Origin of the sequence: Klebsiella sp. JN_Kp126 (genome assembly GCF_033843325.1) — a bacterium.
In the GTDB taxonomy this organism is placed as follows: Bacteria; Pseudomonadota; Gammaproteobacteria; order Enterobacterales; family Enterobacteriaceae; genus Klebsiella; species Klebsiella michiganensis.
The window spans coordinates 43850-67532 of the sequence record NZ_JAWXQV010000053.1 but is presented as its reverse complement, the minus strand read 5'-3'; the positions used below and the strand labels follow the sequence as shown (position 1 = coordinate 67532).

At 55.4% G+C, this 23683-nt stretch carries 21 protein-coding genes; 9 read left to right on the top strand and 12 right to left on the bottom strand.

Features of this window, described 5'->3' with window-relative positions:
• Window positions 1-13 precede the first annotated feature (13 nt).
• Together SIK97_RS11000 and cspA are read left to right on the top strand one after the other, a co-directional pair.
• Entirely contained in the window at window positions 14-307 is a 294-nt protein-coding gene (locus SIK97_RS11000) for an HTH-type transcriptional regulator (protein ID WP_004106774.1), read from the top strand.
• Window positions 308-567: 260 nt separating this feature from the next.
• The gene (gene cspA, locus SIK97_RS10995; protein ID WP_004126446.1) at window positions 568-780 is read left to right on the top strand and encodes an RNA chaperone/antiterminator CspA; all 213 of its coding nucleotides are present in this window, start codon (window positions 568-570) and stop codon (window positions 778-780) included.
• A 99-nt stretch (window positions 781-879) separates the two neighbouring features.
• Here the strand turns inward: cspA and SIK97_RS10990 are convergent, their stop codons facing one another.
• The 5 genes from SIK97_RS10990 to SIK97_RS10970 form a co-directional block, all read right to left on the bottom strand.
• Window positions 880-2499 (bottom strand): ATP-binding cassette domain-containing protein, encoded by a 1620-nt coding sequence (locus SIK97_RS10990; protein ID WP_057173470.1) that lies wholly within the window; start codon window positions 2497-2499, stop codon window positions 880-882.
• Between the two features lie 302 nt (window positions 2500-2801).
• On the bottom strand, window positions 2802-2954 hold the full coding sequence (gene hokA, locus SIK97_RS10985; RefSeq protein WP_004106778.1) for a type I toxin-antitoxin system toxin HokA: 153 nt from the start codon (window positions 2952-2954) through the stop codon (window positions 2802-2804).
• Between the two features lie 327 nt (window positions 2955-3281).
• The gene (glyS, locus tag SIK97_RS10980) at window positions 3282-5351 is read right to left on the bottom strand and encodes a glycine--tRNA ligase subunit beta (RefSeq protein WP_057173471.1); all 2070 of its coding nucleotides are present in this window, start codon (window positions 5349-5351) and stop codon (window positions 3282-3284) included.
• 9 nt (window positions 5352-5360) lie between these two features.
• Entirely contained in the window at window positions 5361-6272 is a 912-nt protein-coding gene (glyQ, locus tag SIK97_RS10975) for a glycine--tRNA ligase subunit alpha (RefSeq protein ID WP_004126458.1), read from the bottom strand.
• Between the two features lie 127 nt (window positions 6273-6399).
• The gene (locus SIK97_RS10970) at window positions 6400-6705 is read right to left on the bottom strand and encodes a YsaB family lipoprotein (protein ID WP_032751660.1); all 306 of its coding nucleotides are present in this window, start codon (window positions 6703-6705) and stop codon (window positions 6400-6402) included.
• Window positions 6706-6885: 180 nt separating this feature from the next.
• Between SIK97_RS10970 and SIK97_RS10965 the strand changes: the two genes are divergently transcribed.
• Window positions 6886-7881, top strand: coding sequence for an acyltransferase (locus tag SIK97_RS10965; protein WP_025106787.1), 996 nt, complete (start codon window positions 6886-6888; stop codon window positions 7879-7881).
• Between the two features lie 35 nt (window positions 7882-7916).
• Here the strand turns inward: SIK97_RS10965 and yiaA are convergent, their stop codons facing one another.
• From yiaA to xylA, 4 genes are all read right to left on the bottom strand, one after another.
• A complete protein-coding gene (yiaA, locus tag SIK97_RS10960; protein ID WP_032751661.1) occupies window positions 7917-8357 on the bottom strand; it encodes an inner membrane protein YiaA in 441 nt (146 codons plus the stop codon).
• 34 nt (window positions 8358-8391) lie between these two features.
• Complete coding sequence (gene yiaB / locus SIK97_RS10955; RefSeq protein ID WP_057173472.1) at window positions 8392-8766, bottom strand: inner membrane protein YiaB; 375 nt, start codon at window positions 8764-8766, stop codon at window positions 8392-8394.
• 168 nt (window positions 8767-8934) lie between these two features.
• Entirely contained in the window at window positions 8935-10389 is a 1455-nt protein-coding gene (gene xylB, locus SIK97_RS10950) for a xylulokinase (protein WP_014227203.1), read from the bottom strand.
• Window positions 10390-10485: 96 nt separating this feature from the next.
• On the bottom strand, window positions 10486-11808 hold the full coding sequence (gene xylA, locus SIK97_RS10945; protein WP_025106783.1) for a xylose isomerase: 1323 nt from the start codon (window positions 11806-11808) through the stop codon (window positions 10486-10488).
• 374 nt (window positions 11809-12182) lie between these two features.
• On the opposite strand from xylA, the gene xylF reads away from it, so the two are divergent.
• The 4 genes from xylF to xylR all read left to right on the top strand — a co-directional run bounded on the left by xylF (window position 12183) and on the right by xylR (window position 17241).
• Window positions 12183-13175: a D-xylose ABC transporter substrate-binding protein gene (gene xylF / locus SIK97_RS10940; protein WP_014227205.1), complete on the top strand. Its 993-nt coding sequence runs from the start codon at window positions 12183-12185 to the stop codon at window positions 13173-13175.
• 64 nt (window positions 13176-13239) lie between these two features.
• Window positions 13240-14781 (top strand): xylose ABC transporter ATP-binding protein, encoded by a 1542-nt coding sequence (locus tag SIK97_RS10935; RefSeq protein ID WP_057173473.1) that lies wholly within the window; start codon window positions 13240-13242, stop codon window positions 14779-14781.
• A complete protein-coding gene (xylH, locus tag SIK97_RS10930) occupies window positions 14759-15940 on the top strand; it encodes a xylose ABC transporter permease XylH (protein WP_241183269.1) in 1182 nt (393 codons plus the stop codon). Before SIK97_RS10935 ends, xylH begins: the two co-directional genes overlap by 23 nt.
• A 122-nt stretch (window positions 15941-16062) precedes the next feature.
• On the top strand, window positions 16063-17241 hold the full coding sequence (gene xylR / locus SIK97_RS10925) for a D-xylose utilization transcriptional activator XylR (RefSeq protein ID WP_004126484.1): 1179 nt from the start codon (window positions 16063-16065) through the stop codon (window positions 17239-17241).
• A gap of 60 nt (window positions 17242-17301) precedes the next feature.
• Here the strand turns inward: xylR and SIK97_RS10920 are convergent, their stop codons facing one another.
• Entirely contained in the window at window positions 17302-18129 is an 828-nt protein-coding gene (locus SIK97_RS10920) for a protein bax (protein WP_071881704.1), read from the bottom strand.
• Window positions 18130-18444: 315 nt separating this feature from the next.
• On the opposite strand from SIK97_RS10920, the gene SIK97_RS10915 reads away from it, so the two are divergent.
• Together SIK97_RS10915 and avtA are read left to right on the top strand one after the other, a co-directional pair.
• Window positions 18445-20475, top strand: a complete 2031-nt coding sequence (locus SIK97_RS10915; protein ID WP_057173475.1) for an alpha-amylase — start codon at window positions 18445-18447, stop codon at window positions 20473-20475.
• Window positions 20476-20649: 174 nt separating this feature from the next.
• Window positions 20650-21906: a valine--pyruvate transaminase gene (gene avtA, locus SIK97_RS10910; protein ID WP_049079170.1), complete on the top strand. Its 1257-nt coding sequence runs from the start codon at window positions 20650-20652 to the stop codon at window positions 21904-21906.
• A 150-nt stretch (window positions 21907-22056) separates the two neighbouring features.
• On the opposite strand, the gene SIK97_RS10905 is transcribed toward avtA, so the two are convergent.
• Together SIK97_RS10905 and yiaJ are read right to left on the bottom strand one after the other, a co-directional pair.
• On the bottom strand, window positions 22057-22545 hold the full coding sequence (locus SIK97_RS10905) for a 4Fe-4S dicluster domain-containing protein (protein WP_057173476.1): 489 nt from the start codon (window positions 22543-22545) through the stop codon (window positions 22057-22059).
• Between the two features lie 118 nt (window positions 22546-22663).
• Window positions 22664-23482 carry an IclR family transcriptional regulator YiaJ gene (gene yiaJ, locus SIK97_RS10900; protein ID WP_032751671.1) on the bottom strand — a complete coding sequence of 273 codons (819 nt, stop codon included), beginning with the start codon at window positions 23480-23482 and terminating at the stop codon, window positions 22664-22666.
• Window positions 23483-23683: the final 201 nt, after the last annotated feature.

Sequence of the window (23683 nt, the reverse complement as noted above, 5' to 3'; positions counted from 1 at the left end):
AGAGGAGTTCTCAATGGAATATAAAGATCCTGCATTTGAACTGCTGAGCAACCTTGAACAAATTATTTTTAAAGATCAGGCTCAGGCGGCCTCGCTGACGCGTAAGCCCGCCGCATGCATTGAATTTGACCAGCTACGCAAAGGTACCGGGCTGAAAATAGATGATTTTGCCAACGCCATGGGCGTCAGCGTAGCAATGGTACAAGAGTGGGAATCGAGACGCGTAAGGCCTTCTCCCACAGAGCTTAAGCTGATGCGCCTGATCCAGGCGAATCCGCAGCTTTCAAGACAGCTTATTGATTCATAATTTTAGCGTTTATGGGTTTCGGCTAGCGGTCCTGCCAAAGGACCGTTTTCATGCCAACGAAAAAAAAGTTTGCTATCACAACGTGAACATGCGTTAATGCTCGCAGGTTTGAAGTAAAGACCACAGAGCATTCGAATAGAGCAGTCCTTCAAAGGTTATCCGTTGATACCCCGGTAGTGAACTTTCCCTTTATCGCTTTAAATCTGTAGTCCAGACCGTAACGCCGCAAGGCTCATTTATTTTTTTAAAGGTAATTCACTATGTCCGGTAAAATGACTGGTATCGTAAAATGGTTCAACGCTGACAAAGGCTTTGGCTTCATCACTCCTGACGATGGTTCTAAAGACGTGTTCGTACACTTCTCTGCTATCCAGAACGAAGGCTACAAATCTCTGGACGAAGGTCAGAAAGTTTCCTTCACCATCGAAAGCGGCGCTAAAGGCCCGGCAGCTGGCAACGTAACCAGCCTGTAAGCTTAAAAAGCTCAAAATTATTAAGTCCCTGCCAAACGGCGGGGATTTTTTTATTTGCACCTTAAGTCACCGCCATCCATCGATGGCGGTTTTTTGCATTTATAGCCTCTCAACGCTCCAGCCCTCTTCCCGCCATGCCAGGCAATGGGTCAGCTTCAGCGCCCGTAAAAAAGCTTCATCATGTGACACCACCAGCATCGCGCCGGGAAACTGTGCCAGCGCTTTTTCAATCGCCAGAGTGGACGCCAGGTCAAGATGGTTAGTGGGCTCATCCAACAGCAGCAGCTGCGTAGCCTCCCGTCGCCAGAGCACGCAGGCCAGCGCCGCTTTTAATCTTTCGCCTCCGCTCAGAACCGATAGCGGTAGATGGACTTTGTCCGCCCCCAGCTGTAGCTGCGCCAGCTGGCTGCGCAGCACACCTTCTTCTAAGGGCGTATCACCGAGATTCAGGTGCGCCATGATGGACAATGACAGATCCAGCTGGCTCAGATGCTGATCCAGATACGCCGCGTTAACCGATAAGCGGCAGCTTCCTGAGCGCGGCGGCTGCAGGCCCAGCAGCGTTTTAAGCAACGTTGTTTTACCGCAGCCGTTAGGGCCGCGTAGCGCCACGCGCATCGGCCCATCTATACGCCAGTCCAGCGCTGCCATCGGTGAATGGGTCAGCCGCAACGCGTCCAGCTCCAGCACCTGCTTTCCCGCAGCGACCTGGCTACCGGGCAGAGTAAACATCACCGGGTTGTCTTCCTCTACCCGCTCACGCGCCTGCTCTATCGCATCGTTGAGGATGCTGCTTTGTTCACGATGCTGGCGCTTAAGGGTGCCGGGACGCTCTTTTGCCGCCCCTTTCCAGGCAACACGCTCAAATGAAGCGATATTGAGCGTGTCGATAGTGCGCAACGTCTGCGCCGAGCGGCGCCGGCAGGCATCGTGCTCTTTTTGCATCCGCGCCCGGGTTCGTCGCCTTTCAGTAACCGCATGCTCCAGCGCGGCGCGAGCCGCCTGCTGCTCCAGCTCACGCTGCTGCTGATAATCCACATAATTGCCGCCGTAGCTGCGCAAAGCCGCGGATGCCAGCTCGAGGATGCGCGGCATTTGGGTCAGTAGCTCCCGATCGTGGCTGGCGATCAACGCCCCTCCGCGCCATTGCTCAAGCTGCTGATATAGCCACGCGCGGCCTTGTCGGTCGAGATGGTTGGTGGGTTCGTCAAGCAGGAGGAAATCCGCGTCGGACAGGAACGCTCCGCACAGCTGCGCCTTCACTCTTTCCCCGCCGCTCAGCGAAGAGGCGAGCCGTCCGGGGGAAAATTCTCCTAAGCCAGCGGCCTGGAATCCTGCATTCAGGCGCTCCGGGAGATCCCAAAAGCCATCAAGACGTTCAAGATCGTCGGCTCGCCCTTCGCCCCGTTCAAGACGAGCCAGAGCAGAAAAAACGAATTCGACGCCAAGCCATTCCGCCAGCGTCGTATCAGGAAACATGACATGCTGCTGAGCAACGTAGCTCACCGAAGCCACACGTTCGATATGGCCGCTCGACGGCGAGTCCAGGCCCGCCAGCAAACGCAATAATCGGGTTTTACCGACGCCATTGCGCCCGACAAGCCCGCAGAGGGTGCCTTCCAGCGATAAATTCAGCGGACCAAAAAGCGTATCTCCCGTCGCTAACTGACAGGTGACCTGATGCAAAAGAAAAGAGGGGGACCGGGCACAATGAGCCATAAGCACTCCTGAATGAAATCAATACCTCCCCTGCTCGCAAATAGCGCGAAGCAAGGCGTGAAATTCATCAGTCGTGTTTGTTCATTTGGCGCGTGCTCTCCGGTGAGACGAGGGATTCGTCGGGCCATAGGATAGCCATACCCCGGTATACATTTCAAGCCTGTTTTTTCGACAGGCCGTGAATCCGGAAAAAAAGCCTCCTGGTTTCAGGAGGCGAAATAATGATTTCATGAAAAAAACAGGGTGCTATAAGAATGCTTAACGCCGTAAGAATGGCGGAGATCGCTCTCCGCCACCGTCTCTTACGTTTTAATCCCACAGGCTAAGAACGCCACCAGCTCAATATTCCCCTGCCTGAGCTGTAATTCACACAGCGAATCACGCACCATCCAGGTAAATAATAAAATAGTGAAGCAAATCACTATTAAGCTAAACAACAGATACTTTTGCGGCATTCCTCGCCTCCCGTGTTGATTTTCAACAGGTAAGAGGCTACTCTTATGGTGTTCATGCATAGGGGAGCCTCACTTTGATTTATCATCAGGTGGGGCTTTTCTCTGTTTGTCTCCCGCTGAACGCCTGAGACAAACAGTCTCAAGCACCCGTCAGCATTCTACCGTAAATATCTGACCAGACTACGATGGCATATTCCTAAAATAATTCCCGGCAATCAATGAAAATAGCGAAAATATCAATCAGCGAATTATTAATGGTTCACTTACTTATATTTTTAGTATAAAAAAACCTGCCCGCAGGCAGGTTTTTTATTATTACCCATTCACTTACTGCAGCAGGGAAATATCCGCTACCTGCAGGAACAGATCGCGCAGCTTGGACAGCAGCGTCAGTCGGTTTACGCGCACATCCTGGTCTTCTGCGTTCACCATCACGTTCTCGAAGAACTCATCCACCGGCTCGCGCAGGGACGCCAGCTCAATCAGCGCATCCTGGTAACGCGCTTCGGCGAAGTACGGCTGCAGCTTATCGCGCAGCACGACTAAATTGCCTGCCAGCTTGATTTCAGCCGCTTCTTTCAGTACGGAGGCGTGAACGATATCGTTCAGCGTCACGTCTGATTTCGCCAGAATGTTGGATACACGCTTGTTCGCCGCCGCCAGGGCGGAGGACTCTTCGAGGGTACGGAAGTGGGAAACCGCCTTCATACGCGCATCGAAGTCTGCCGGACGGGTTGGACGACGCGCCAGTACCGCCTGAATCGTGTCGACGGTATAGCCTTCATCCTGATACCAGGCGCGGAAGCGTCCCAGCATAAAGTCGATAACATCGTCGACCACGTTGCCATTCGTCAGCTTGTCGCCGTACAGACGCACCGCTTCTTCAGTCAGCGTTTGCAGATCCAGATTCAGGTTCTTCTCAACGATGATACGCAGCACGCCCAGCGCGGCACGACGCAGCGCAAACGGGTCTTTATCGCCTTTCGGGTGCTGGCCGATACCGAAGATACCCGCCAGGGTGTCCATCTTATCGGCAATCGCCACGGCGCAGGCCACCGGGTTAGACGGCAGGTCATCGCCGGCAAAGCGCGGCTGATACTGCTCGTTCAGGGCAACGGCAACGTCTTCCGCTTCGCCATCATGGCGCGCGTAGTGCATCCCCATCACGCCCTGCGTGTCGGTGAACTCGAAGACCATGTTGGTCATCAGATCGCACTTGGAGAGCAGGCCCGCGCGGGTAGCATGATTGACGTCCGCGCCAATCTGCTCAGCGATCCAGCCGGCCAGCGCCTGAATACGATCGGTCTTATCGCGCAGCGTACCCAGCTGCTGCTGGAACAGCACGGTTTGCAGACGCGGAAGGTTATCTTCCAGACGTTTTTTACGGTCGGTATTGAAGAAGAACTCAGCGTCCGCCAGACGCGGACGCACCACTTTTTCGTTACCGGAAATAATCTGGGTCGGATCTTTCGATTCGATGTTGGCGACGAAGATAAAATTCGGCAGCAGCTTGCCCGCGTTGTCGTAAACCGGGAAGTACTTCTGGTCCCCTTTCATGGTGTAAACCAGCGCTTCGGCAGGCACCGCAAGGAATTTTTCTTCGAACTTCGCGGTGAGGACCACCGGCCATTCAACCAGTGAAGTCACCTCTTCCAGCAGGCTTTCGCTCAGATCGGCGTTGCCGCCAATTTTACGCGCCGCTTCTTCCGCATCCGCTTTGATTGTGGCTTTACGCTGTTCGTAATCGGCGATGACTTTACCGCGCTCCAGCAGGATCTGCGGATACTGATCGGCATTATCGATAGTGAACTCCGCCTCACCCATAAAGCGGTGGCCGCGAATAACGCGATCGGACTGCACGCCCAGAATGGTGGCCGGGATTACTTTGTCGCCCAGCAGCAGGGTCACGGTATGAACCGGACGCACGAAGTGGACGTCGGACGCGCCCCAGCGCATCAGTTTCGGGATCGGCAGCTTCGCCAGCGAGGTCGCGATCATGTTCGGCAGCAGCGCTTCGGTGCTCTCGCCTTTCACGTGGGCACGATACAGCAGCCATTCGCCTTTATCGGTCGTCAGACGTTCAGCCTGATCGACGGTGATACCGCAGCCGCGCGCCCAGCCTTCGGCCGCTTTGCTCGGGTGGCCGCTGGCGTCAAACGCCTGGGCAATCGCCGGGCCGCGTTTTTCAACTTCACGGTCTGCCTGCGCAGCCGCCAGATTCGCCACCTTCAGCGCCAGACGGCGCGGTGCGGCAAACCATTCAACTTTACCGTGCGCGAGGCCAGCGTTATCCAGCTCTGCGGTCACGTTCGCAGCAAAGGATTCAGCCAGGCTGCGCAGTGCTTTTGGTGGCAGCTCTTCAGTGCCGATTTCCACCAGGAAAGTTTTCTCAGACATGGCCGCCTCTTATTTATTCTTGTTGCACATCGGGAAGCCCAGGGCTTCACGGGAAGCATAGTAAGCTTCAGCCACTGCTTTGGTCAGGGTGCGAATGCGCAGGATATAGCGCTGACGCTCGGTGACGGAGATGGCTTTACGCGCGTCCAGCAGGTTAAAGCTATGGGCGGCTTTCAGAATGCGCTCGTAGGCAGGCAGCGGCAGCGGGTTTTCCAGCGCCAGCAGCTGCTGGGCTTCTTTCTCATACTGCTCGAAGCAGGAGAACAGGAAGTCCACGTCGGCATATTCGAAGTTATAGGTGGATTGCTCCACTTCGTTCTGATGGAACACGTCGCCGTAGGTCGTTTTACCCAGCGGGCCATCGCTCCAGACCAGATCGTAAACGCTGTCGACACCCTGGATATACATCGCCAGACGTTCCAGACCGTAGGTGATCTCGCCGGTGACCGGCTTACACTCCAGACCGCCAACCTGCTGGAAGTAGGTGAACTGCGTGACTTCCATACCGTTCAGCCACACTTCCCAACCCAGACCCCAGGCGCCCAGCGTCGGGTTTTCCCAGTTGTCTTCGACGAAGCGAATGTCGTGGATGGTCGGATCCATACCCAGCTCTTTCAGAGACCCAAGGTACAGCTCCTGGATATTATCCGGAGAGGGTTTTATCACCACCTGGAACTGATAGTAGTGCTGTAAACGGTTCGGGTTTTCACCGTAGCGACCATCGGTCGGACGGCGGGAAGGCTGCACGTAGGCGGTCGCCATCGGCTCGGGACCCAATGCGCGTAAGCAGGTCATCGGGTGAGAGGTGCCTGCGCCGACTTCCATGTCCAGTGGTTGAACAATGGTGCAGCCCTGGCGAGCCCAGTAATCCTGTAAGGTCAGGATCAGGCCCTGGAAGGTCCTGGTATCAAACTTTTGCATATGATTTCGTGCTGGATACGTGTGGATTTAAAGGAAGGAGCCAGTATACCCGCTGGCTGCGAGATATACAGTATGAAACGGGATTGTTTAGGGAAAATTGCGGAAATAAGCGCCACCGTGGGCGCGTTTAGCGCATGGAAAGATGCAAAAACTGTCCGTCCGGGTCAAAAGAACAGATAAAATGTTCATTCCGCGCAGTCTTGCCCGAAAGCTCGTAGCTCCCCTGAAACTGCTCGAAATGGCTGATGTCAACCTGGCGCACGCCTGTACTATAACGAACGGCGGCATTATCCTTGCAAAGCTGCGCCATATTGAGGGTAGCCTGCGGCGTTATCCGTGCTTTCTGCGCCTTCTGCACTGGCGGAGACGGCGTCGCGCTACAGCCCGCCAGCAGGCACAGCAGTAGTCCAGAAAACACATATTTCATCACCATTTTTTCTCGACCGCCTTGTTAGTAAATTGTTATCGTGCAGGTTACGTTAAATAATCGGCACATTGTGCGAATTGGGCCACACCTCGACAAGTCTATGCCGAAAAACTCGGATTATTCCACTGCGATACCAGCGTATAAGGGCGGTCAGACCCTTTCTGAGAAGGAGAAACAGAGGCACTGATGCAGGAAAAAATTCACTGGATTACCCATTTGCGCGGCATTGCCTGCATGATGGTGGTCATGATTCATAGTACCACCTGGTATATCACGCATCCGCACACCATCAGCCTGCTGGAGTGGGATCTCGCCAATATCCTCAACTCGGCATCTCGCGTCAGCGTCCCCCTGTTTTTCATGATTTCAGGCTATCTGTTTTTCGGCGAGCGCAGCGCCCAGCCCCGCCATTTTCGGCGTATCGCACTATGCATTCTCTTTTATAGTGCGCTGTCGCTGCTCTATATCACCTTGTTTACCCACATCAACGTTGAACTGTCGCTGAGAAATTTGCTGCAGAAACCGGTGTTCTACCATCTGTGGTTCTTCTTCGCTATCGTGGTCATTTACCTGCTTTCTCCGCTGGTGCAGGTTAAGCAGGTGAGCGGCAGGATGCTGCTGGCGCTGATGCTGGTGCTGGGTATTCTGGCAAACCCCAATATGGTCCCGGTGAAAGCCGCAGGCGTTGAATGGCTGCCGCTCAATCTCTATATCAACGGCGATACGTTCTACTACGTGATGTACGGCGTATTAGGGCGGGCAATCGGCACGCTGGATACCGATAAAAAATGGCTGACTGCGCTCTGCGCTGGGCTATTCATCACGGGAGTATGGGTAATATCACGCGGCACGCTGCACGAACTGCGCTGGCGCGGCGATTTTGGTGATACCTGGTATTTATACTGCGGCCCCGCGGTTTTTGTCTGCGCGCTCGCCCTGCTGACGCTGGTAAAAAATACGCTCAATACGCGTCAGCTGCCGTTTATTGCGCTTATTGCGCGCCATTCGTTAGGCATTTACGGATTTCATGCGCTGATTATTCACGCGCTGCGCGCCAGCGGACTGGAGCTGACCCGCTGGCCAATGTTGGATATTGCCTGGATATTCAGCGCTGCGCTGCTGGGTAGCCTGGCGCTATCAATGTTGGTACAGCGCATTGACAGCCGCCGGCTGGTGAGCTGAAAAACGGCGCCTGCGGTTCAACGCCGGCGCGTCGTTTACTCAGCGGGCTCTTCCGTGACTGCGCCGACCTCGCTTAGAGAAGAACGATCCCAGACATCACGTATATTCTTCTGCACCGCCACGGCGCCGAAAAGGCTTAAAAAGAACGCCAGGCCATAAAAGCCTTTCTCACTGAGCATCAGCGTTGCGTTCCACAATCCCACCGCCAGCAGACCCACAGCAATCGCAAAGGCGATCAGGCAGGACAAGTAATACATCGTAGTGGTTGGGATCTTTTCGTATTTATCACGCACCGTCTTTTGATAAGAGGCGGCGGAAAAAAGCCCCAGAACCAGTACGGCAAAATAGTAGCCCTTTTCATTGAGCTCCATCTGCGCGTTCCACAGGCCAATCAGATACGTCAGGATGCCGCCAACCAGCGCAATCCATGAGATCAGATGAAACGCGGGTGAATATGTCGTCGCTTTCGTTTCCATTTGTAACTACCTCTCTTCGCTGTCCGCTGACAGCTTATTCCACTGAGTTATTGCGAGCTTTATCCGTGACTTTAGCGGGATAAGGCGTTGCCGACGCGCCGTACATACAGACAAACCACGCCATCACGTAAATACTTTTTTCACGCCACGGAGCCGGGACAAACCAGGCGCCGACCAGCAGCAATCCCGCCGACAGCAGCACCACCAGCCGGCACAGCGAGATAAAATCGCCGTCTCGCTGTACTTCCTGCGCCGTTCGCTGATGCGTGAGCACAGCAAACATCCCCATGACCAGAACGCCCAAAAAATAGCCTTTACCGCTAAATAATGGGCAGGTTCGCCAGATTCCCACCAGATAAACCAGTGCGCCAATAGACATCAACAGCCTTGCAATAAGATTGTTTTTCATGGTGCCTCCCTGGCATAAGACAGGCCCCATTGTGGACTGGCAGGATGCGTTTATCCGTACTTTTCGTCCCTGAAACGACAAATTCGGAATATATAAATACACTCGATAACTACATGAATTTAAAAACATTCAAGAGATGAATTCGCCCCATCGACAGGGGCGAAAGAATCAGGACATCAGCGGTAAAAGCTGCTGATAAATCTGGCGGAAGGTTTCCCGGCGAGGGGCGTAACGAGCAAAGCGCTCGGCATCAGGACGATGAGCCTGTTCCAGCGGGAGCTGAGGAAGTAGATCGGAAAACGCGATATTTTGATGCAACGCCAGCTGGGCCAGCCGCGCCGCGCCAAGCGCGGGGCCGACGTCACCGCCGGTGCGGAAGTCCAGCTGCTGGCCGCTAATATCCGCCAGCATTTGCCGCCAGTAGGCGCTGCGCGCGCCGCCGCCGATAAGCGTGACGCTCTCGGGCTTCACGCCGCAGGCGTGAACCACATCCATACCGTCCGCCAGCGCATAACCGACGCCCTCAAGCACCGCCCGCGCCAGTTCCGCCGGACCATGTTGATGAGTCAGGCCGAAAAAGACGCCTTTGGCCTGCGGATTATTGTGCGGCGTACGTTCACCGGAGAGGTAGGGCAGGAACCAGACCGGATCGGCATCGTCGTTCGCCGCTTCCGCCGCCGCAATCAGCGCCGGAACCGTGCCGAGGCCGGTTAATGTCGCCGCCCAATCGAGGCAAGAAGCCGCGCTCAGCATGACCGACATCAGATGCCAGCGCCCGGGCAGCGCGTGGCAAAAACTGTGTACGGCGCTTTCCGGCTTGCTAAGAAAGCCGTCGCTGACGGCAAAGTAGACGCCGGAGGTCCCCAGCGACAGCATCGCCTGGCCCGCATCCGCCATGCCAACACCCACCGCCCCCGCCGCGTTGTCGCCGCCGCCGGCCACCACCAGCGCTTCCGGCATATTCCACGACTGCGCGACGGCCGGGCGCAGCGAACCCGTCACTTCACATCCTTCGAACAGCGCCGGCATGTTATCGCGGCTCAGACCGCAGGCGGCGAGCATCTCATCGCTCCAGTCGCGGCGCGCCACGTCCATCCACATCGTTCCGGCGGCATCGGACATATCGCTGGCAAACTCACCGGTCATGCGCAAACGTAAATAATCTTTTGGCAGCAGGACCTTATCGACCTGTTTGAAGATCTCAGGCTCGTGACGTTGTACCCACAGCAGCTTCGGCGCGGTAAATCCCGGCATCATCAGGTTGCCGGTTATCTGCCGCGAACGGCTGACGTTCTCTTCCAGCAGCGCGCACTCTTCACCGCAGCGGCCATCATTCCATAAAATTGCCGGGCGCAGGACGCGCTGTTGCTTATCCAGCAGCGTCGCGCCGTGCATCTGGCCCGCAATACCTAACGCTTTGACTTCGCGCAGCGAGTGCTGCGCGCCCAGCGCTTTCATCGCGCGGTCCGTCGCCAGCCACCAGTGCTCAGGATCTTGTTCAGACCATAAAGGGTGCGGACGCGACACGTTGAGCTTTTCGGTATGCGAAGCCACGACCTCGCCCTGCTCGTTGAGCAGAATAGCCTTGACGCCCGAGGTGCCCAGATCAATCCCGATATACATACAGCCTCTCCTTACTGACGCGCCACGGCTAAGCGTGGCGCGAATAAAGCATCGGTTATCGCCAATGCCCGGGCTCACCGGGCATCATCGCCCTCATTAGCGATCAAAGAGGTAACGGTTAACCACGTTTTCCAGCAGTTCCTGATGGCCGCTCTGGTGCTCCGGCGCCAGGTTATGCTGAGTGGCATACTGGGCAATGTCCGCCAGGTTCATCTGGCCTTTCAGGATCTGCTGACCCAGCTCGCCGTTCCAGCCGGCATAGCGCCTGGCGACGCGTTTATCCAGCTCGCCGTCTTCAATCATACGAGCAGCGACTTTTAACGCCAGCGCCATGGTGTCCATCGCGCCAATGTGGCCGTAGAACAGGTCGTATTTGTCGGTACTCTGACGACGCACTTTAGCATCAAAGTTCAGGCCGCCGGTGGTGAAGCCGCCCGCTTTCAGGATTTCGTACATCACCAGCGCATTCTCTTCAACGCTGTTCGGGAACTGGTCGGTATCCCAGCCCAGCTGCGGGTCGCCGCGGTTAGCATCAACGGAACCAAACAGACCCAGAGCAATGGCGGTCGCAATTTCGTGGTGGAAAGTGTGGCCGGCCAGCGTCGCGTGGTTCGCTTCGATGTTCAGTTTGATCTCTTTTTCCAGGCCGAACTGTTTCAGGAAGCCATAGACGGTAGACGCGTCGTAATCGTACTGATGCTTGGTTGGCTCCTGCGGTTTAGGTTCAATCAGCAGCGTGCCCTGGAAGCCGATTTTATGTTTATGCTCCACGACCAGCTGCATAAAGCGGCCAATCTGCTCGCGCTCCTGGCGCAGGTCGGTATTGAGCAGAGTTTCATAGCCTTCGCGGCCGCCCCACAGGACGTAGTTTTCCCCGCCCAGTTTGTGGGTCGCATCCATCGCGGTCACCACCTGAGTGGCCGCCCAGCTGAACACTTCCGGATCCGGGTTGGTTGCCGCACCGGCACCGTAACGCGGGTTCGTAAAGCAGTTTGCCGTACCCCACAGCAGCTTGACGCCGCTCTGCTGCTGTTTTTCCGCCAGCACATCCACCATCTGCGCGAAGTTATTGGCATACTCTTTCAACGACGCCCCTTCCGGAGAAACGTCAACGTCGTGGAAGCAGTAGTACGGTACGTTCAGTTTGTGGAAAAACTCAAACGCGACATCGGCTTTGCGTTTCGCCATTTCCAGCGCTTCGCCCGGCTGCTGCCACGGGCGGTTAAAGGAGCCCACGCCGAACATATCAGCGCCGTTCCAGCAGAAGGTGTGCCAGTAGCAGGCCGCAAAGCGCAGGTGCTCTTCCATCCGTTTGCCCAGGACCAGCTCATCCGGATTGTAATGACGGAAAGCCAGTGGGTTAGCGGATTTCGGGCCTTCATAACGAACGCGATCGAGCTGATCAAAATAGGTCTGCATAATGAACTCCATATTCAGGGATGCGGCGAGTAATAAGTCATAAGCCAATATAGAATTCTCTTTTTAGTTTCCTCAATTACGTTATTTCACACTGTGATTGAGAGAATCCACAAACGTGCGCCAGGTCGCAAAAACAATAGAACAACGCCCTCACTTCGCTGCTTACGCCACGAGAGATCAATGAAATACGATGAGAACTAATTATTAAAGTACGATCGCGGTCATAAATTAACAAATAAACAAAATTTCATAACGGCAAAATAAGCATAGATAATTGCCAGCGCTCCTTTCCGCGTTAAAAATCTGCTACGTATCAGGCCGTTTATTTTTATCGTTCGTCTTATCCTGCACTTTACAAAAAAGGTGTTATTATTATGAAGATAAAGAACCTTTGCCTAACGCTCTGTGCTTCACTCCTCCTCACCAGCCTGTCGGGCATTGCGAAAGAAGTCAAAATTGGCATGGCGATTGACGACCTGCGCCTTGAGCGCTGGCAAAAAGATCGCGATATTTTTGTCAATAAAGCTGAATCATTAGGTGCAAAAGTATTCGTCCAGTCAGCCAATGGCAACGAAGAAACGCAAATGTCGCAAATCGAAAATATGATTAATCGCGGCGTCGACGTTCTGGTTATTATTCCCTATAACGGTCAGGTGCTGAGTAATGTGATAAAAGAGGCTAAACAGGAGGGAATTAAAGTTCTCGCCTACGATCGTCTCATCAATAATGCCGACATTGATTTCTATATTTCGTTTAATAATGAGAAAGTTGGCGAAATGCAGGCGCAAAGCCTGGTCAATAAAGTGCCTCAGGGCAACTATTTCTTAATGGGCGGCTCGCCGGTAGACAATAACGCCAAGCTTTTCCGCGCCGGCCAAATGAAAGTTCTTAAGCCCTATATTGATGAAGGAAAAATTAAGGTCGTCGGCGATCAGTGGGTCGACGGATGGCTGCCAGAAAATGCGTTGAAGATTATGGAAAACGCCCTGACCGCCAACAATAACAAAATTGATGCGGTCGTCGCCTCTAACGATGCCACCGCCGGCGGCGCCATTCAGGCGTTAAGCGCCCAGGGGCTCGCAGGCAAAGTGGCGATTTCCGGCCAGGATGCCGACCTCGCCGGCGTGAAGCGCATTATCGCTGGCACTCAGACGATGACCGTTTACAAACCGATCGCTGACCTTGCCACCACCGCAGCAGAGATCGCCGTCGAACTGGGCAACGATAAGCAACCGAAGGCCGACGCCACGCTCAACAACGGCCTCAAAGATGTGCCTTCCCGGCTGCTGACGCCCATTGAGGTCAATAAAGACAACATTGACCAGACGGTGATCAAAGACGGTTTCCACAAAAAAAGCGAGCTGTAATCTCTGACGCCCTCTCCCGGGGGCGTTGCCCCATCCAGCCGGATATCGCTTATGTGGAGTCTCTATGTCCTGGTTACTCGAAATGAAAAACATTACTAAAACCTTCGGTACGGTGAAGGCGATTGATAATGTCAGTCTGCGGCTTAACGCCGGAGAAGTGGTCTCGCTGTGCGGCGAAAACGGCTCCGGTAAATCCACGCTCATGAAGGTCCTTTGCGGAATATATCCGCACGGTAGCTACGAGGGAGAGATTATTTTTTCCGGGGAAACGTTGCGGCCGGGCCATATACGCGATACCGAGCGCAAAGGGATTGCCATCATTCATCAGGAGCTGGCGCTGGTAAAACATCTGACCGTTCTGGAGAATATTTTTCTCGGCGCGGAGATTTCCCGCCACGGTCTGCTGGATTACGAAACCATGACCTTACGCTGCGAAAAGCTGCTGGCCCAGGTCAATTTAGCCATATCACCCGATACCCGCGTCGGCGATTTGGGCCTTGGCCAGCAGCAGCTGGTCGAAATAGCAAAAGCGCTGAATAAACAGGTACGGTTGTTAATTCTCGACGAACCCACCGCCTCGTTAACGGAGCAGGAGACGGCAATTCTGCTGAATATTATTCGCGATCTGCAAAATCACGGTATTGCCTGTATTTACATTTCCCACAAGCTCAATGAAGTCAAAGCCATCTCCGACACCATCTGCGTGATCCGCGATGGGCAGCATATCGGTACCCGTAACGCTGACGGCATGAACGAAGATGACATTATCACCATGATGGTCGGCCGCGAGCTTACCGCCCTCTATCCAAGCGAAGCCCACAGCTGCGGCGAGGAAATCCTGCGGGTGGAAAACCTGACGGCCTGGCACCCGGTGAATCGCCACATTAAGCGCGTCAATGACGTCTCCTTCTCGCTACGGCGCGGCGAAATTCTGGGGATCGCCGGGCTGGTCGGCGCGGGCCGAACCGAAGCGGTGCAGTGCCTGTTCGGCGTCTGGCCGGGCCGCTGGCAAGGAAAAGTCTTTATTGATGGCCAGCAGGTGACGATTCACAGCTGCCAGCAGGCTATTGCCCAGGGCATCGCCATGGTACCGGAAGACAGAAAGAAAGACGGTATTGTGCCGGTCATGGCGGTGGGTAAAAACATCACCCTCGCCGCGTTAAACCAGTTTACCGGTCCGCTGAGCAGTCTTGACGATGCCGGAGAGCAGCACTGTATTCAGCAATCCATCCAGCGTTTGAAGATCAAAACCTCATCGCCGGAGCTGGCGATCGGTCGCCTGAGCGGCGGCAATCAGCAAAAGGCGATCCTCGCCCGCTGCCTGCTACTGAACCCGCGCATTCTGATACTCGATGAGCCTACCCGCGGCATCGACATCGGCGCCAAGTATGAAATCTACAAGCTGATTAATCAGCTGGTGCAGCAGGGGATCGCCGTCATTGTCATTTCATCCGAGCTGCCCGAAGTGCTTGGCCTAAGCGACCGGGTGCTGGTGATGCATGAGGGTAAGCTGAAGGCTAATTTGATCAACCAGGGTCTGACCCAGGAACAGGTAATGGAAGCCGCACTGAGGAGCGAACGCCATGTCGAAGAACACGTCGTCTGAAATGAAACTCACCCCGCCTACTGCCGGCGCGCTGTCAGGGCTGAAGGGGATGAACCTCCAGGTATTCGTGATGATCGCCGCCATCGTGGCCATTATGCTGTTTTTCACCTGGACTACCGAAGGCGCTTATCTGAGCGCGCGTAATATCTCCAACCTGCTGCGCCAGACCGCTATCACCGGCATTCTCGCGGTCGGCATGGTGTTTGTGATTATTTCCGCCGAGATCGACCTCTCCGTGGGCTCAATGATGGGCCTGCTCGGCGGCGCGGCGGCAATCTTTGACGTCTGGCTCGGTTGGCCGCTACCGCTGACAATTGTGGTTACCCTGGTCCTGGGTCTGCTGCTGGGGGCCTGGAACGGTTGGTGGGTTGCCTATCGTAAGGTCCCCTCGTTTATCGTGACGCTCGCCGGGATGCTGGCATTTCGCGGTATTCTGATAGGCATCACCAACGGCACCACCGTCTCTCCCACCAGCCCGGCGATGTCGCAAATCGGCCAGAGCTATCTACCTGATGGTATTGGCTTTGGCATCGGCGTGCTGGGTATGGCGGCATTTATTATCTGGCAGTGGCGCGGCCGTATGCGACGCCAGGCTCTGGGCCTCTCCACGCCCGCCTCCGCCTCAACCGTTGGCCGTCAGACAATCACCGCCGTTATCGTGCTGGGCGCCATCTGGTTGTTAAACGACTATCGCGGCGTCCCGACGCCGGTACTGATCCTCGCCGCGCTGCTGCTGGCGGGCATGTTTATGGCCACCCGTACCGCGTTTGGGCGCCGCATCTACGCCATCGGCGGCAACCTGGAGGCCGCGCGTTTATCCGGTATCAGCGTGGAGCGCACCAAGCTGGCGGTGTTCGCCATTAACGGCCTGATGGTGGCGATCGCCGGGTTGATTCTCAGCTCGCGCCTGGGCGCCGGTTCCCCTTCCGCCGGCAACATCGCCGAACTGGACGCCATCGCCGCCTGCGTAATCGGCGGTACCAGCCTCGCCGGCGGCGTCGGCAGCGTCGCGGGCGCGGTCATGGGCGCTTTTATCATGTCCGCGCTGGACAACGGCATGAGCATGATGGACGTCGCCACCTTCTGGCAGTACATCGTTAAAGGGGTCATTTTATTGCTCGCGGTATGGATGGATTCCGCCACGAAACGCCGAAGCTGAGGGCTGTGAAAAAAAATGCCCGAATTATTTGCGCTACCGCCAAACTTAGGCACAAGTAGCTTGAAAAAATCCGGGCATTGGCCGGTATTGTATGGCCTGCAAGAGAGACCAGGAACAACACTATGTTTGAAAAGCGTCACCGTATTACGCTGTTATTCAATGCCAACAAAGCCTACGATCGCCAGGTCGTTGAGGGCGTCGGCGAATATTTACAAGCATCGCAACTGGAATGGGATATCTTCATTGAGGAAGATTTTCGGGCACGAATTGAAAACATCAAAGAGTGGTTAGGCGACGGCGTTATTGCCGATTACGACGACCCGGAAATTGAAAACCTGCTGATCGACGTGAATGTTCCGATTGTCGGCGTCGGCGGCTCCTTCCACCGCCCGGAGTGCTATCCGCCGGTTCACTATATCGCCACCGACAACGCCGCGCTGGTTGAGAGCGCCTTCCTCCATCTGAAGGAAAAAGGCATTAACCGCTTCGCCTTTTACGGCCTGCCCGCTTCCAGCTGTAAAGGCTGGGCCGCCGAGCGCGAACACGCGTTTTGCCAGCTGGTCGCCAGAGAGAAATATCGCGGCGTGGTCTATCAGGGGCTCGAGACGGCGCCGGAAAACTGGCAGCACGCGCAAAACCGCCTCGCCGACTGGCTGCAAACCCTGCCGCCGCAAACCGGCATCATCGCCGTTACCGACGCCCGCGCGCGCCACGTATTACAAGCCTGCGAGCGGCTGCATATCCCCGTCCCGGAAAAGCTGTGCGTTATCGGCATAGATAACGAAGAGCTTACCCGCTACCTGTCGCGCGTGGCGCTCTCCTCCGTTGCGCAGGGCACCCGTCAGATGGGCTACCAGGCGGCAAAACTGCTGCATCGCCTGCTGGAGAATGAAGAGCTGCCGCTTCAGCGTCAGCTTATCCCGCCGATGCGCGTGGTAGAACGCCGCTCCACCGACTACCGCTCGCTCACCGATCCCTCGGTTATTCAGGCGATGCACTATATCCGTAACCACGCCTGTAAAGGAATTAAAGTTGAGCAGGTGCTGGACGCCGTGGGTATTTCCCGCTCGAATCTGGAAAAGCGCTTCAAAGAGGAAGTCGGCGAAACCATTCATACGGTGATCCACAGCGAGAAGCTGGAAAAAGCGCGCAGTCTGCTGGTATCAACCACCCTATCGATTAACGAAATCTCCCAGATGTGCGGCTATCCATCGCTGCAGTATTTCTATTCGGTGTTTAAGAAAGAGTACGACGTGACGCCGAAGGAGTACCGCGACCGGCACAGCGAAGTCATGATGTAGCGCGCAAAGAAAAATGCCCGGGCTTACGCACCGGGCATCAATGATGACATGTAAGAGCAATTACATGTGCGCGGCTATCAACCGCTGGTTATCCTGATACATCGCGAAGAGATAGTTGTTATAGCTCGACCCTTTGGTCGAATAGCCCTTCAGCTTATGAATCATTGTGCTGGCGGTCACTTCCTGATCGGCTTTACGCAGCTGCGCACGCGATTTACGGAATGACGAGTAGGCCGGATGCGTATTCAGATTTCTGACATAGGCCTGAACGGACTCTTCCACCGAATCAAACTGGGAGTAGCCCTTCATCGCACCGCGGCAGTTTCCACCGCCACACTTCATACCAAATAAATTGTTGTTCACCCGCGCCAGCTTTGACGTTCCCCAGCCGCTTTCCGCCGCAGCCATGGTAGCGACCATGCTATTCGGGATAATGTCGACGCGCTCAAGCAGCGAGTTCCAAGGAATATGGCGAGTATTGCCGGACCACTTCACTTTATAGCGAGAGGCGATCTCTTTCAGCCGCGTACGCTCGCTCGGCGACCAGCGCGCATCGTACTGCTTGGAAACAAGCCAGTTACGATCGGCGGTAATCACCTGATTCTGTTTCGTAATGTAAGGCATTACCGTCCGGAGAAACGCTTTTTTCCTTGGTGTCCCGGAAGGGTATTTTCGCAAATCAGGAAGTGAACTGCTCTTTACACTATTGCGAGAATACTCTTGTTTACTGCTTACCTTGCTTACTTTAACGGTGCTTTTCTTCTTAACTATTGGGGCTTTATGACTCGTTGTTGCTGTGTGTGTTGTTGCCAGCACACTACCTGAAAATATGCAGGTAAGTAACATGAGTATCGCGGCCCCATATCGTCGAATGGGAGTCGATATCATTAGGTCTCCTGGTCGGATGCAATCATTCCAACGCCTTGTTTTTCACAAAAAATCGATAGTTGAATCGCGAATAGTATCAAAAATACCCAGATGACGCACCCACAGAAATAGTCCAATTCCGAAAAGCTGTCATCTGAAATCGGTTTCCGCCCCATGACAACAGTACAAAAATGCGACAACCCTCGCATTTTTTGCTTGTTTTTTGAACGCGATCACTCACCCTTTTTCATCCTCCCTGGAAAAGCGCCGGTGGGATGAGTTCATTAGACAGCCAGACGCGCAAACTGAACAAAAAACCGCACACAGGACTCCGGAATGAAACTCGCTGCGCTTGCGTCGCTGCTGTTGCCTGGGATGGCCTTCGCCGCCTGGACTACCGCAGATTTCCCCGCCTTTACCGAAGAAGGCACCGGCAGATTTATCAGTCAAAACGAGGTAGCAAAGGGTACGCGCCCTCTGCGGATTAATTTTGACCAACAGTGCTGGCAGCCTGCCGGCGCGATCAAGCTCAACCAGATGCTGTCTATGGAACCTTGCCGCGATCCGGCGCCGCAGTGGCGCGTATTCCGCGATGGCCGCTATACCCTGGAAGTCGATACCCGTTCAGGTACGCCAACCATGATGGTCTCTCTGGAGGAGAAACAGACCGCCGCCGCCGCGCCGCAGATGAAGCAGTGTCCGAAATGGGATGGCAAGCCGCTCACCATTGACGTCAGCAAGTCCTTCGCCGAAGGCAGTAAAGTTCGCGATTTCTACAGCGGTAATATCGCGACCGTCAGCGGCGGTAAAGTTACCCTCCAGCCGGCGTTTAACAGCAATGGTCTGCTGCTGCTTGAACGCGCGGAAACGGAAGCCGCCGCGCCGTTCAACTGGCATAACGCCACCGTCTATTTCGTGCTGACCGATCGCTTTGTCAACGGCAACCCGGCCAACGACAATAGCTATGGCCGCCACAAAGACGGCATGCAGGAAATTGGCACCTTCCACGGCGGCGACCTGCAGGGCCTGACCAGCAAACTGGATTACATCCAGCAGCTCGGCGTTAACGCGCTCTGGATCAGTTCGCCGCTGGAACAAATCCACGGCTGGGTCGGCGGCGGTACGAAAGGCGATTTCCCGCATTACGCCTATCACGGCTATTACACCCAGGACTGGACGAAGCTGGATGCCAATATGGGAACGGAAGACGATCTGCGCCGCCTCGTCGATGAGGCCCACAAGCGCGGGATCCGCATTCTGTTCGACGTGGTGATGAACCATACCGGCTACGCGACCCTGGCCGATATGCAGGAGTTTCAGTTTGGCTCGCTGTACATCCAGGGCGATGAGCTGAAAAAGACCCTCGGAGAGCGCTGGACCGACTGGAAGCCCCGCGCGGGACAAAGCTGGCACAGTTTTAACGACTACATTAACTTCAGCGACAAAGCCGGTTGGGAAAAATGGTGGGGTAAAAAGTGGATCCGCACCGATATTGGCGATTACGACAACCCCGGATTTGATGACCTGACGATGTCGCTGGCCTTCCTGCCGGATCTGAAAACCGAATCCACGGCGCCATCCGGCCTGCCAAACTTCTATCGCCATAAGCCGGATACCGCGGCCAAAGCGATCCCCGGCTATACGCCGCGCGATTATCTGACCCACTGGCTGAGCCAATGGGTGCGCGACTACGGCATCGACGGCTTCCGCGTCGATACCGCCAAGCACGTCGAGCAGGCCGCCTGGCTGCAGTTAAAAACCCAGGCCACTGAAGCGCTGGCGGAATGGAAAAAAGCCAATCCGGAAAAAGCGCTGGATAACGCGCCGTTCTGGATGACCGGCGAGGCCTGGGGCCACGGCGTGATGCAGAGCGACTACTATCGCCACGGTTTTGACGCAATGCTGAATTTTGATTATCAGGATCAGGCGGCGAAAGCGACAAGCTGCCTGGCGAATATCGACCTGACCTGGCAACATATGGCAGAGAAGCTTCAGGATTTCAATGTGTTAAGCTATCTTTCCTCGCACGATACCAGCCTGTTCCGCGAAGGCGGCAGCACGGCGGCGGAATTGCTGCTGCTCGCGCCTGGCGCAGTGCAGATCTTCTACGGCGATGAATCCTCGCGGCCGTTCGGCCCGACCGGCTCCGATCCGCTGCAGGGGACGCGCTCAGATATGAACTGGCAGGACGTCAGCGGCAAAGCCGCGCGCAGCGTGACCCACTGGGAGAAACTGGGCCAGTTCCGCGCCCGTCATCCGGCGATTGGCATGGGTAAACAAACCACCCTATCGATGGCGAAAGGCTACGGCTTTATTCGCGAGACCGGCGATGACAAAGTGATGGTGGTATGGGCAGGTCAGCAGTAGCCTTCTGACCCAAGGCTCCCCTGACACTCGGGGGAGCCGCTTCAGAACAAAAATCCAAAATATCTTCCTTTGGCAGCATAAAAACAAAATATCTCACTGATACCTCGATTTGCACCCTGTCTGCGCTGGCGTTATGGTTACCCACTTTCCTGGAATACCGACAGACTAATCGCGATGACATTTTCACTTTTTGGCGACAAATTTACCCGTCATTCGGGCATCACCCGCTTGATGGAAGACCTCAATGACGGCCTGCGTACCCCGGGCGCCATCATGCTGGGCGGCGGCAATCCCGCGCAGATTCCGGAAATGAATGATTACTTCCATAGCCTGCTGGCCGACATGCTGAACAGCGGCAAAGCCCTTGATGCGCTTTGTAATTATGACGGTCCGCAGGGTAAAAGCGAGCTGCTGGCCCTGCTGGCGCAGATGCTGCGTGATGAACTGGGTTGGGAGATCGAACCACAGAATATTGCACTGACAAACGGCAGTCAGAGCGCGTTTTTCTACTTGTTTAACCTCTTCGCAGGCCGTCGCGCGGATGGAACCACCCGTAAAGTGCTGTTTCCGTTGACGCCCGAGTACATCGGCTACGCCGATGCCGGACTCGAAGAAGATCTGTTTGTCGCCACTCGCCCGAACATTGAACTGCTGCCGGAAGGCCAGTTTAAATACCACGTGGATTTCGAACATTTGCAGGTCACGGACGAGACGGGAATGATCTGCGTTTCCCGCCCCACCAACCCAACGGGCAACGTGATCACCGACGATGAGCTGATCAAGCTGGATGCGCTGGCCAACCAGCACGGCATCCCGTTGGTGATTGATAACGCCTACGGCGTTCCGTTCCCGGGGATTATTTTCAGCGACGCCAGGCCGCTGTGGAATCCGAATATCGTGCTGTGCATGAGCCTCTCCAAGCTGGGCCTGCCGGGTAGCCGCTGCGGGATTATCATCGCTAACGAAAAAATCATCACCGCCATCAGCAATATGAACGGCATTATCAGCCTCGCCCCCGGTGGAATGGGGCCGGCCATAATGTGCGAGATGATTAAACGCAACGATCTTCTGCGCCTGTCGGAAACGGTGATTAAGCCGTTCTACTACCAGCGCGTTCAGGAGACTATCGCCATTATTCGCCGCTATTTGCCGGAAGATCGCTGCCTGATTCATAAACCGGAAGGCGCGATTTTTCTCTGGCTATGGTTTAAGGATCTGCCGATTTCTACCGAGCTGCTGTACCAGCGCCTGAAAAAGCGCGGCGTCCTGATGGTGCCGGGCGACTATTTCTTCCCTGGCCTGGATAAGCCATGGCCGCACACGCACCAGTGCATGCGCATGAACTATGTACCGGACCCGGAGAAGATTGAAGCAGGCGTGAAGATTCTCGCCGAAGAAGTTGAACGCGCATGGGGTGAACAGGGCGCGTAAACGAGCGCCAGAATCCTGAATAATCCAGATATATTCCCGGCTCGCGCTGCGCTCAGCCGGGCTACAGGCTTCCAGCGTTCTGCGGACAGGCAGCCCGGACAAGGCGCGCCAGCGCCGCCTCCGGGAACACGCCGTAAGAAGGCATCATCGCTACATCGCCAGCGCCATCCGCTGGCGACGTTCAGCGGCTATTCTCTCCAGTTCCATCGGTTCCATGCAGCGCAGCGCCTGCGTCGGGCATGCCGCCACGCAGGCCGGGCCTTCTTCCCGATGGCTGCACAAATCGCACTTCAGCGCCTGTACGCCCTCCTCCACCCGCATCACCGTCATCGCGCCATAGGGGCACGCCACCATGCAGCTTTTGCAGCCGATGCAGCGGCGCTGCTCCACGCGCCAGACCGAATTTTCCCGGCGGATAGCGCCCTCGGGGCAGACGTTGGCGCAGGGCGCATCTTCACACTGGCGGCAAAGCGTCGCCGTCGAGAGTTCGTCATTTTTCACCACGCGGATCCGCGGCGCAAAGCGCATGGCGGAAACGCCAGAACAGTCCTGGTCCCGCTGATGGGATACCACGCAGGCGACTTCACAGGTACGGCAGCCGATGCACTTTTGCGCATCCGCGATAATAAACCGGTTCATCCTTGCTCCACTGGGGATAAAAACGCAGAGTGCCAGAAAAAACCGCTTCCGCGCCTTGATCCTGAATGGAGTCAGCGGCGTTTTCTCTCAGATGCCCGGGACAATTTGGTCATCTGCCTTACCCTTCCCGCACGGAAAAGCCCAGTTCGCGGGAAATCGCCTCTGCCGTATCGCGCAGCGGCTTGAGTAAATTCTTCTCTCCTACCTGCTTGAGGCGCGATGTTGATAAGGAGATAGAAATGGCATAAGGCACGCGTCCATGAATATCGAAAACCGGGACCGCCAGGCAGGACACGCCCAACTCGTTCTCTTCCCTGTCCATCGCCATATTACGCTCGCGGATCTGCGCCAGCTCATCATGCATCGCAGGTAAGCCGGTAATGGTATTCCGGGTCAGCGGCTGAATAATATCCTGGTGTGAATTCCAGTAGCTCTCAACGTAGTCAGGATGGCCAAACGCCATATAAATCTTGCCCATTGCCGAGCAGTACAGCGGCATATGCTGGCCAATATAGGCGCGCGTACGCAGCATGCCGGTGGTCGGCTCCAGCTTATAAATCAGGATAGCGTGGTCATCTTCACGGCTGGAGAAGTTCACCGTCTCGCCGGTGGCCAGGTTGAGCGCCTCAAGATGCGGCGCCGCGACGTGGATGATATTGAGCGACGACAAAGCCTTTTGGCCAACGGCGATAAACTTTGTCGTCAGACGATAGCTCCCCGCCGCCGGGGCTGGCGTCACGTAGCCGCAGGATTGCAGCCCCTGCAATAAGCGATGAACGGTGCTTTTGTTCAGGCCCGCCAGTTCCGACAGATGCGCCAGCGGGCATCCGTTTGGGTAATTACTCAGGATCTCAATCAGCATCAACCCACGAAAAAGGCTCTGGCTTCCGGCAGGCCTCTCTTTGTCTTGCGTTATATCGCTCTCTTTTGTGCCCATCGTTTCCGCTCCCCGTTTTTGTCGCGTTCAGATGGTAGCGCAAAGTGTGTTTCAGTTCACGATCTGAACCGAAAAAACACAACTTTATGATTTTTATGATTTTTAAAAATAACGCTGCCCGTTGATCTGATAAAAATTGATCGCTATATTTGAAATCAGATTTCGCATAGTGAAATTTAGAGATAAAAAAGCGATCAACTC